Raw genomic sequence first — 9,548 nt, 5'->3', positions numbered from 1 at the left:
TCGGGGGCCGCTGTCGTGGTCCGTGCGGCTGCGCCGCGCGGGCCGGGGTGATCAGTTGCCGCCGGTGAGCTTCTCGCGCAGGGCCTGCAGGGCCTCGTCGGAGGCCAGGCTGCCGGACTCCTCGGGGGTGCTGGAGGAGTACGAGGTGGCCTCGCCGGCCTCGACCTCGGCCTGCTTGGCCTCGGCCTGCTGCTTGACGTGGGCCTCCCAGCGGGCGTGGGCCTGGGCGTACTGCTCCTCCCAGACGGCGCGCTGCTCGTCGTAGCCCTCGAGCCACTCGCCGGTCTCGGGGTCGAAGCCCTCGGGGTAGACGTAGTTGCCCTGGTCGTCGTAGGTGGCCGCCATGCCGTACAGCGTGGGGTCGAACTCCTCGATGTCGGTGGACACCGCGGTCTCGTTGGCCTGCTTCAGCGACAGCGAGATCCGGCGACGCTCGAGGTCGATGTCGATGATCTTGACCATGACGTCGTCGTTGACCTGGACGACCTGCTCGGGGATCTCGACGTGACGCTCGGCGAGCTCGGAGATGTGCACCAGGCCCTCGATGCCCTCCTCGACGCGGACGAACGAGCCGAAGGGCACCAGCTTGGTGACCTTGCCGGGCACGATCTGACCGATCTGGTGGGTGCGGGCGAAGTGCTGCCAGGGGTCCTCCTGCGTCGCCTTGAGCGACAGCGAGACCCGCTCGCGGTCCATGTCGACGTCGAGCACCTCGACGGTGACCTCGTCACCGACGGCCACGACCTCCGAGGGGTGGTCGATGTGCTTCCAGGACAGCTCGGAGACGTGCACCAGGCCGTCGACGCCGCCGAGGTCGACGAACGCGCCGAAGTTGACGATCGAGGACACGACGCCCTTGCGGATCTGGCCCTTCTGCAGCTGGGTGAGGAAGCCGTGACGGACCTCGGACTGCGTCTGCTCGAGCCAGGCGCGGCGCGACAGGACCACGTTGTTGCGGTTCTTGTCGAGCTCGATGATCTTCGCCTCGAGCTTCTGGCCGACGTAGGGCTGCAGGTCGCGGACGCGACGCATCTCCACCAGCGAGGCCGGGAGGAAGCCGCGCAGGCCGATGTCGAGGATGAGGCCGCCCTTGACGACCTCGATGACGGTGCCCTCGACGACGCCGTCCTCCTCCTTGACCTGCTCGATGGTGCCCCAGGCGCGCTCGTACTGGGCGCGCTTCTTGGACAGGATCAGGCGGCCTTCCTTGTCCTCCTTCTGGAGGACCAGGGCCTCGACCTCGTCGCCGACGGAGACGACCTCGGAGGGGTCGACGTCGTGCTTGATCGACAGCTCGCGCGAGGGGATGACGCCCTCGGTCTTGTAGCCGATGTCCAGCAGGACCTCGTCGCGGTCCACCTTGACGATGGTGCCGGCGACGATGTCACCGTCGTTGAAGTACTTGATCGTCTGGTCGATGGCGGCCAGGAAGTCCTCTTCGGAACCGATGTCGTTGACCGCCACCTGGGGCGCGTCGAAGTCCGAAAAGGCGGAGAGGGTGCTCGTCATAGGGAAAGGAATTCCTCGGTGGGCAGATGTAGGGAAAGTGGACACGCGTCGAGGTCCTGGTCGCTCCGGTGCAGCCACGGCGGCCGGCCGCGGACGCGGAACGGTGAGCCGAGTGGAGAGAGCCCGTCCGCTGGGGTCAGGGACGCAGGGCGGACTTCAGGCGCAGTGTGAGACTACGCCCGTGCGCGCGAGGACGTCCAACCGGCGCGGTCCTGCTCCGGGCGGGCGTCGCGCTGCGTACCGTGGGGCCGTGACCGCCTCCGCGACCCTCGGCCCCGCCCCGTCCGTCCCCGTGGGGGTCCCAGGATCCCTCGTGCGGGCCGTCGACGCACGTCTGCGCGCCGGTGCCGCCGGGCCCGGGGCGCCGTGGACGGGCCGCGTCGTCGGCGCCGTGCTGCTGCCCGCCCGGCTCGCCGTGGCCGCCACCCAGGCCACCCTGCAGGTCGGACGCCTGGCCGCCCCCGACGGCCCCCTGCGCCGTCCCGGAGGATACGCCGACCTCGTCCAGCGCGTCATCGGCGAGGGCGGCTACGTCGAGCAGCTGGCCGACGTCCTGCTCGTCGAGGGCGGCCCGCTGCGCCTGGTGGACCTGCTCGCCGACCTCGTCGACCCCGAGCGCCCGCTGGGCCGGATGCTGCAGCGCGACGGCGTCCTGGACCGCCTGCTCTCCGAGGACGGCCCGCTGGTGCGCCTGACCGCCGCCGACGGCAACCTCGAGCGCCTCCTGGCCGAGGACGGCCCCGTCGACCGGCTGCTGCGACCCGACGGCGCCCTCGAGCGGCTGCTCGCCGAGGGTGGCGCGCTCGACCGCCTCATCGAGGAGGAGGGGCTGCTCGACCGCCTCCTGCGCACCGGCGGCACGCTCGACCGGCTCACCGAGACCGACGGCGTCCTCGACCAGCTGCTGCGCCCGGGCGGCCTGGCCGACCGGATGCTCACCGACGACGGCTTCGTCGAGAAGCTGCTCTCCGACGGCGGCACGCTCGACCAGCTGGTCTCCCTCGGCGCCACGCTGGAGGACATCAAGCCGCGCCTCACCGAGCTCGCCGCGCTCGTGCCGGCGCTCTCGGAGGCCGCCGAGACCCTGCACCGCTCGGTCGGTCCGCTCGGCGACCTCGCCGGCCGCATCCCGCTGGCCCGCCGGCGGCAGGAGCGCGCGGCCCGCGAGGCCGAGGCGCTGCTCGACCCCGCCTCCCCGGTCGGTCCCGGGGACGCCCGGTGAGCACGGCGCCCGGCACCCCGCCGGTCGCGCCCGACTCCCGCAGCCATGCCCCCGCCCCGCCGGTGCGGGCCGAGCGCCGCGAGGCCGACGAGGCGGAGTCGCGTCGGGCCAACGGCGCCGACTGGGACCGCTACGCCGACGAGTACCAGGCCAGCCACGGGGAGTTCCTCGGCGACGTCGGCTTCGTGTGGGGCCCCGAGGGCCTCACCGAGGACGTCGCCGGCGTGCTCGGCGACGTCGCCGACCGGGATGTGCTCGAGGTCGGCTCCGGCGGCGGTCAGTGCTCGCGGTGGGTGCTGGCCCGAGGCGGGCGCCCGGTGGGCCTCGACCTCTCCCACCGGCAGCTGCAGCACTCGCGGCGCATCGACGAGGCGACCGGCCTGCGCGTGCCCACCGTGCTCGGCACCGCCACCCACCTGCCCTTCGCCGACGCCTCCTTCGACGTCGTCTTCTCCTCCTTCGGCGCACTGCAGTTCGTGCACGACATCGATCGTGCCGTCGCCGAGACCGCGCGGGTGCTGCGGCCGGGCGGTCGCTTCGCCTTCTCCATCACCCACCCGACCCGCTGGATGTTCCCCGACGACCCCGGCGAGGGCGGGCTCACCGTCACCCAGAGCTACTGGGACCGCACGCCCTACGTCGAGGTCGACGACGCCACCGGCGAGGTGGCCTACGTCGAGCACCACCGCACGCTGGGCGACTGGGTGGCGCTGCTCGCGGGCCACGGCTTCGCGCTGCGCACGCTGCTGGAGCCGGAGTGGCCCGAGCACCACGACCGCGTGTGGGGCGGCTGGTCGCGCACCCGCGGTCGCCTCTCCCCCGGCACCGCGATCCTCGCCGCCGACCTGCTGACCGCCCGCCAGTAGGCTCGCGCCCGTGGACGAGGCCGAGATCCGCAAGTCGGCGGCGCTGGAGGAGCGGCACTGGTGGTACGCCGAGCGGCGGGCGCTGGTGCGCCGCCTGGTCGGCCCGCTCGCCCCCGGGCGTGCGATCGACGTCGGCTGCGGCAGCGGGGGCAACGCCTCGGTGCTGCGCGACCTCGGCTGGGACGTCACCGGCGTCGAGCACTCGCCGGTCGCCGCGCGCCTGGCGCGCGAGCGCGGGCTGCACGTCGTCCGCGGCGACGCCCGCGCGCTGCCGATGCCCGACGCCTCGGTCGACCTCTACATGTCCACCGACGCCTGGGAGCACATCGACGACGACGTCGCCGTGGCTTGCGAGGCAGCACGGGTCCTGCGTCCCGGGGGCGCCCTGCTCGTGGCCGTGCCGGCAGGCATGGACCTCTGGAGCGGTCACGACGTCGCGCTGGGCCACCTGCGTCGCTACGACCGCGGCGGTCTCACCGCGCTGGTCGAGGGCGCGGGCCTGCAGGTCGTCGACGTCCGCTCCTGGAACGTGCTGCTGCGACCGATCGCCCGGATGCGACGCCGGCACAACGACGCCGAGAGCGAGATGGAGCACGTGCACCCGCTGGTCAACGCCGGGCTGCGCGCGGCCGTCATGACCGAGCGCGTGCTGCCGCTGGGCTCGCTGCCCGGCATCAGCCTGGTGCTGCGGGCCGTCAAGCCCGCCTGAACGCCCCGGTCCGCCCCCGAACGCGACGACGCCCCCGGAGCCGAGGCTCCGGGGGCGTCGTGCGTGGGACGCGGGGCGATCAGACCCCGGCCATCTCCTGCGAGCGGGAGCCGGCGGGCGCAGCGGTGCGGCTGCGGCGCGAGAGCACCACGCCGCCGCCGACCATCAGCAGGCCGACGACGCCCATGCCGACCGGCAGGACGAAGCGGGCCAGACGCAGCTGGACGTCCTGGCTGCCGATCGTGTCGAGCACGTCGGTGATGGTCTGCGGGGTGTAGCGGACGGTGCCGACGAAGGCCGGGACGTCGGTGCCCTGGTAGCTGAGGTACTGGTTGCGCTGCTCGACGCGGTCGACCGGGCTGCCGGTGTTGGGCTCGATGAACAGCGTGCGGGTCATGCCGTACATCATCTGGGCGGTGACGGTGGGGTCGGTGTCGCCGAAGATCGATCCGGGCACGTCGATGGTGCCGATCTGGGTGGGCGCGATGGTCTGGACGAACTTGTAGACCGTCGTGCCCTGGATCTTCGTGGTGCCCTCGAACTTCGCCGTGGTGGCCCTGCCGAGGTCGCCGTCCCACTGCTGGTAGTCCTTCTTCTGGGTGTCGAAGGGGAACTTGTAGACCTGGCCGGTGCGGGTGATCGAGGTCTTGTCGCCCTCGGTGGCCGAGGAGAAGCCGACGCCGTAGCCGGTGGCCGCGCCCGTGACGGCGTCGAAGGGCGAGAGCTCGGTGGACTGCTTGAAGACGCCGCCGTCGGCCCGCTTCACGGTGGTGGAGTTGGCCCACACGACGGTGTCCGAGGGAGCGTCGGGGTAGTCGCCGGCCACGGTGTGCGAGGAGATCGCGAGATCGGTGGTGATCGGCTTGAGCACCTCGGGGCTGGAGTCGAAGATCGTGACGTCCTTGCCCTCCAGGTAGGTCATGGAGTCGTAGTTGGCCGGCACCCGCGCGAGCGTCGGGTAGGCGTAGGCCCGCACCAGCACGCCGGTGACGAGCAGGAACGCGCCGAGCGCGATGAGGACGGGACCGAGCCCGGGGCGAGCGAGACGTCGCATCTGATTCACCTTCCGATGGGCTCGGCCGGACCATCCGGACGAGCGGTGCTGCGGGAGCGGGAGCCGGACCGACGGACGTCGTCGACCACCAGCTCGAGGGCCGAGGCGCGCATGGCGTCCCAGCCGAAGCGGGCGGCGTGCTGCGAGCACGCCTCGACGCGGCGCCGGCGGGCCGCGGGGTCGCAGGCCTCCTCGAGGGAGGCGGCGAGGGCGTCGACCAGGTGGTCGCGCAGGCCGGCGGCGTCGGCGGGCACCAGGGTGCCGGTGACGCCGTCGACGACGGAGTCGCGCAGGCCGGGGACGTCGCGGGCGATCGTGGGGACGCCGTGCGCGGCGGCCTCGATGACGACCTGGCCCCAGCCCTCGGCGTCGGAGGCGCACACGTGCACCGAGGCGCGACGCAGGATCTCCTCCTTGGCCTCCTCGGTGACGAAGCCGTGCAGCGTGACGACGTCCTGCAGGCGCAGCGCGACGACCAGCGCCGCGAGCTCCTCGGCCTGCGGGCCGGTGCCGGCGACGTCGACGCGCAGCGTCGCGCCCAGGTCGGGCCGGCGGCGCAGCAGCGCGGCGAGGGCCTCGAGCACGACGTCGACGCGCTTGTGCACGACCAGGCGGCCGAGGACCGCGACGCGATGGGCGTCCTTCTCGGCGGGCTCGACGCGACGGGCCGGCTGCTCGGCGCCGTTCATGACCAGATCGATCGGACCGCGCCAGCCCAGGCGCTCGCGCATCTGCTGGCGCGTGGACTCCGAGACCGCGATCGTGCGGCAGCGGCGGTAGACCACGGGCGTCACCACGCGCTCCAGGAAGCGGCCGAACGCCGCCACCGGAGCCGGGAAGTGCAGGCCGAACTGGTCCTGGTGGACGTGGTGGACCACCAGCGTCACCGGCGTGCGGCGGCGCAGCACCAGCGGCGTGAACGCCGGGATCCCGGACGCGGCGTCGACGACGGCGTCGAGACGACGACGGCGGCGCAGCACCCGCAGGAGCGTGCGCGGGTAGAAGCCGAGGGTGCCGCCGGCGCGGCTGACCGTGATGCCCTCGAGCACCTCGGTGGCGGCCTGGCCGGCGTCGCGGGCGGTGAGCAGCTCGACCTCGGCGCCGCCGTCGCGCAGGGCGCGGCACAGGTGCCAGGCGTAGTGCTCGGAGCCGCCGGCGCTGCGGTGGCCGAGGTCGCGCCAGTTGACGACCGCGATCCGTCGCCCGGCCAGCGGGCGGGCGGGGTCTGCGGCGCCGACCCCGGCGTCGGGGGTCACGGCGAGGAGCGTCATCGTCCGCCCCCGGCGGCCAGCGGCAGGTCGAGGCCGGTGACGGGCGCGAGCACGGGCGTGCGGACCGGCGCGACGGGCGCGAAGCGGCCGCCGCGGCCCCGCCAGGCGATGGCGGCGAGCTCGGTGAAGGAGTCGATGCCGTGGCGGGCCGGGTGGAAGGTGGAGCCGGGCACGTCGACCCACCAGACGGGCAGCTCGACGACGGACGCGCCGTGCGCGCGGGCCCGGGCGAGCAGCTCGACGTCGAAGGCGAAGCCGGTGGCCTCCAGCAGGCCGGCGAGGCTGCGGGCGAGCTCGCCGCGCAGCATCTTGAAGCCGCACTGGGTGTCGGCGACGCCGGGCACGATGCGGGCGGCGCAGGCGCGGTAGGCGCGGGCGCCGTGGTCGCGCAGGCGGCTGTGGCGGGCCTCGGTCTCCGCGCCGGCGACGGCGCGGCTGCCGATGACGACGTCGGCGCCGAGCGCCATCCGGCGCCAGGCCTGCTCGATCGCGTCGAGGCGGGTGGCGCCGTCGGCGTCCATGAAGACCACGACGTCGGCGTCGGTGGCGGCCAGGCCGGCGCGCACGGCGGCGCCCTTGCCGCGGATCTCGCAGCGCACGACCCGCACCGGCATCGCCGGGGTGGACGCGGCGAGCGCCACCTCGGCGGTGGCGTCGGTGCTCGCGTTGTCGACGACGATCACCTCGACCGGACCCACCTCGGGGCGGATCCGCAGGACGTGACGGCGCAGCTCGCGCAGGGTGCGCGGAAGCCGCGCCTCCTCGTCGTAGGCAGGGATGACGACCTGCAGCATCGGACCTCCCACCGGATGCGGCGTCGACGCACGCCACGGCGCCTCCCAGAGCCGTGGTGTGCCGGAACGAACGGCCCGTCGGGCCGCGAGTGCGACGTGCGGTGACGTCGCTGGGTTCGTGCTCGGCGTCGGGGCTGGGGTCCCGACGCCGTGATCGACCTAGCGGTCGGAGTACGAGAACAGGCGGTCGGCCTGCACGGGCCTCTGGTCCTCGCCGGACTTGGCGTGGACGCCGCCGATGACGGCCGAGACGGCCAGGATGCCGCCGATGAAGACGGACGCGACGATGTTCATTGCTGGGGTCCCCTCCCAAGAACTCTCAGCGGAAGTGCTGCGATGTCCATGCTCCCGGACGCCGCCTCACAGATGTGACGCTCAACATACACACGGCGAACACCGCGGTTAACAGATCGGATACAAACAGCGGAAGGTCTGACCGATCGGACGATCCGAGGTCGCCAGACACGGCCCGTTCGGGTTCCCCCGAGTCGCTGGACGACGTGGTAGAGGAGGCCTCCGCGAGTCGGATCAGCACGAGGCCGCCGGCGTCGACGACCCGTCTGCCGGCGGGGAGGTCGGCCGCGATCCCCCGGGCCTGCGTGTCGCCCTCGACGAGCACCCAGCGGACGCCGAGCTCCGCGAGCGCCCTGGCCCGCGCATCGGCGTCGCCGCCGGCGAGGGCGCGATCGACGCGGGGCACGGCCGGGTCCTCCGGCGGGACGACGAGGGCGCTACCGCCAGGGCCGGCGCCACGCAGCACGAGGCGGTCGTCGATGACGACGCGTCCGGGCAGGTGGCGGGGAGCGGGGTCGAGCACCGCACGCTCGTCGTTCCACGCGAAGCCCCGGTAGAGGCCGCGCCAGGGCAGCACCACCGTGACGCCGGGGTCCTCGCCCACCTCGGCCGCCACGCGGTCCCACGCCTCCGGGTAGTGCACCGGCCGCAGGTCGCCCAGGCCGCCCCACGCCAGGCTCGGCAGCAGCAGGAGCGGACCGACGACGTACGCCGCGATCAGCGCCGGCCGGGCCACGCGGACCCGCTCGACCACCAGGGCGGCGCCGAGCGCCAGCGCGAGGAGCAGCGGGGCCAGGAACCGCTGGGAGTCGCGCAGCACCGCCAGCGCCGGAACGACGTCGGCGCAGCGCTCGAGCAGCGCCGCGCCGCCGGGCAGACGCGGGAGCAGGGTGAGCACCAGCGCGCCGACGCCGAGCGCCAGGACGCGTCCGTGCGTCGCGCTGACGGGGTCGGCATCGGCCGGGCGCCGCCCGCTCCACCAGGCGAGGGCGAGCGCGAGCAGCGCGCCGAGGGCCAGCACCGCCGTGACGCCGACGACGAGCGCCGAGGTGCGCTCGGGGGCGACGACGGAGGTCTTCCAGGTGCCGCCGGTGCCCAGCAGGCTGGCGAGCAGGCCGAGCGAGGACTCGGCCCGCGGCGCGAAGCCCTCGAAGACGCCGTCGGTGGTGATGGTGGCGCGGTCGGCCAGCAGGCCGGGGACGAGCCAGGGCAGGCAGGCGATCAGCCCCGAGCCGAGCACGACGCCCGCGCGTCGCAGCCCGTCGCGGCGCCGGACGCCGACGGCCAGCGCCACCGCGATCGCGGTGAGGCCGCTCGCCGGACCGCACACGGCGGCGACCACGAGCACCAGGCCCGTCTCGGGGGCGGCGTCGCGGATCGTCCGGGTGCGCAGGTGGTGCGCGGCGACCACCACCCACGGCAGCAGCCACGCGCCGGCGAGGATCGACCACTGCCCCATCTGCAGCCGGTCGTGGGCCCACGGGCTCCAGACGAACGTCGTCACGGCCGCCAGCACCGCCGGCGTGCTGCGGAGGCCGAGCTCGCGGGCCATCCGCGCGGCGCCCAGGCCGCCGGCCGCGACGGCGAGCAGCAGCAGGAGCCGCTGCACCAGCCACCCGGGCAGCACATGGGTCAGGCCGGAGACGAGGGCGTCCATCGGCACCGCCCGCGGCAGCAGCCCGTCGCCGCCCCACCAGGCGTCCTTCCACGGCTGGCGGGGCACGAACACCATGTCGCCGACGAGCCAGAAGCCGGTGGAGACCAGCAGGGGGCCGAGCACCAGCACGGCGAGGAGCGCGGTCCACGCCCGCTCGGGACGACGGCGCACG

At 74.2% G+C, this 9,548-nt stretch carries 9 protein-coding genes; 3 read left to right on the top strand and 6 right to left on the bottom strand.

All coding sequences use genetic code 11. The features are described 5' to 3' along the window. Window positions 1-51: 51 nt before the first annotated feature. Window positions 52-1,509 carry a 30S ribosomal protein S1 gene (gene rpsA, locus ACZDWJ_RS03550; RefSeq protein WP_463519537.1) on the bottom strand — a complete coding sequence of 486 codons (1,458 nt, stop codon included), beginning with the start codon at window positions 1,507-1,509 and terminating at the stop codon, window positions 52-54. Window positions 1,510-1,822: 313 nt separating this feature from the next. Here rpsA and ACZDWJ_RS03545 point away from each other — a divergent pair, with 313 nt between their 5' ends. The 3 genes from ACZDWJ_RS03545 to ACZDWJ_RS03535 are packed head-to-tail and all read left to right on the top strand — an operon-like array spanning window position 1,823 to window position 4,306. Further along, window positions 1,823-2,731, top strand: coding sequence for a hypothetical protein (locus ACZDWJ_RS03545; protein WP_463519536.1), 909 nt, complete (start codon window positions 1,823-1,825; stop codon window positions 2,729-2,731). Continuing rightward, the gene (locus ACZDWJ_RS03540) at window positions 2,728-3,597 is read left to right on the top strand and encodes a class I SAM-dependent methyltransferase (RefSeq protein ID WP_463519535.1); all 870 of its coding nucleotides are present in this window, start codon (window positions 2,728-2,730) and stop codon (window positions 3,595-3,597) included. Before ACZDWJ_RS03545 ends, ACZDWJ_RS03540 begins: the two co-directional genes overlap by 4 nt. Window positions 3,598-3,607: 10 nt before the next feature. Next, window positions 3,608-4,306: a methyltransferase domain-containing protein gene (locus ACZDWJ_RS03535; protein WP_463519534.1), complete on the top strand. Its 699-nt coding sequence runs from the start codon at window positions 3,608-3,610 to the stop codon at window positions 4,304-4,306. A gap of 79 nt (window positions 4,307-4,385) precedes the next feature. On the opposite strand, the gene pgfA is transcribed toward ACZDWJ_RS03535, so the two are convergent. The 5 genes from pgfA to ACZDWJ_RS03510 form a co-directional block, all read right to left on the bottom strand. Continuing rightward, complete coding sequence (gene pgfA / locus ACZDWJ_RS03530) at window positions 4,386-5,360, bottom strand: cell envelope lipid trafficking protein PgfA (protein WP_463519533.1); 975 nt, start codon at window positions 5,358-5,360, stop codon at window positions 4,386-4,388. Window positions 5,361-5,365: 5 nt separating this feature from the next. Then, window positions 5,366-6,631, bottom strand: a complete 1,266-nt coding sequence (locus tag ACZDWJ_RS03525) for a glycosyltransferase family 4 protein (protein WP_463519532.1) — start codon at window positions 6,629-6,631, stop codon at window positions 5,366-5,368. Further along, window positions 6,628-7,425 carry a glycosyltransferase gene (locus tag ACZDWJ_RS03520; RefSeq protein ID WP_463519531.1) on the bottom strand — a complete coding sequence of 266 codons (798 nt, stop codon included), beginning with the start codon at window positions 7,423-7,425 and terminating at the stop codon, window positions 6,628-6,630. Before ACZDWJ_RS03520 ends, ACZDWJ_RS03525 begins: the two co-directional genes overlap by 4 nt. 159 nt (window positions 7,426-7,584) lie before the next feature. Continuing rightward, window positions 7,585-7,719 carry a hypothetical protein gene (locus tag ACZDWJ_RS03515; protein WP_463519530.1) on the bottom strand — a complete coding sequence of 45 codons (135 nt, stop codon included), beginning with the start codon at window positions 7,717-7,719 and terminating at the stop codon, window positions 7,585-7,587. Window positions 7,720-7,744: 25 nt separating this feature from the next. Further along, complete coding sequence (locus ACZDWJ_RS03510; RefSeq protein WP_463519529.1) at window positions 7,745-9,547, bottom strand: MmpA family trehalose lipid delivery protein; 1,803 nt, start codon at window positions 9,545-9,547, stop codon at window positions 7,745-7,747. Between the last annotated feature and the right edge of the window lies 1 nt (window position 9,548).

The organism is Nocardioides sp. B129/18 (genome assembly GCF_055282735.1).
The sequence above is the reverse complement of the archived record's forward strand: the minus strand, read 5'-3'. Positions and strand labels throughout refer to the sequence as shown.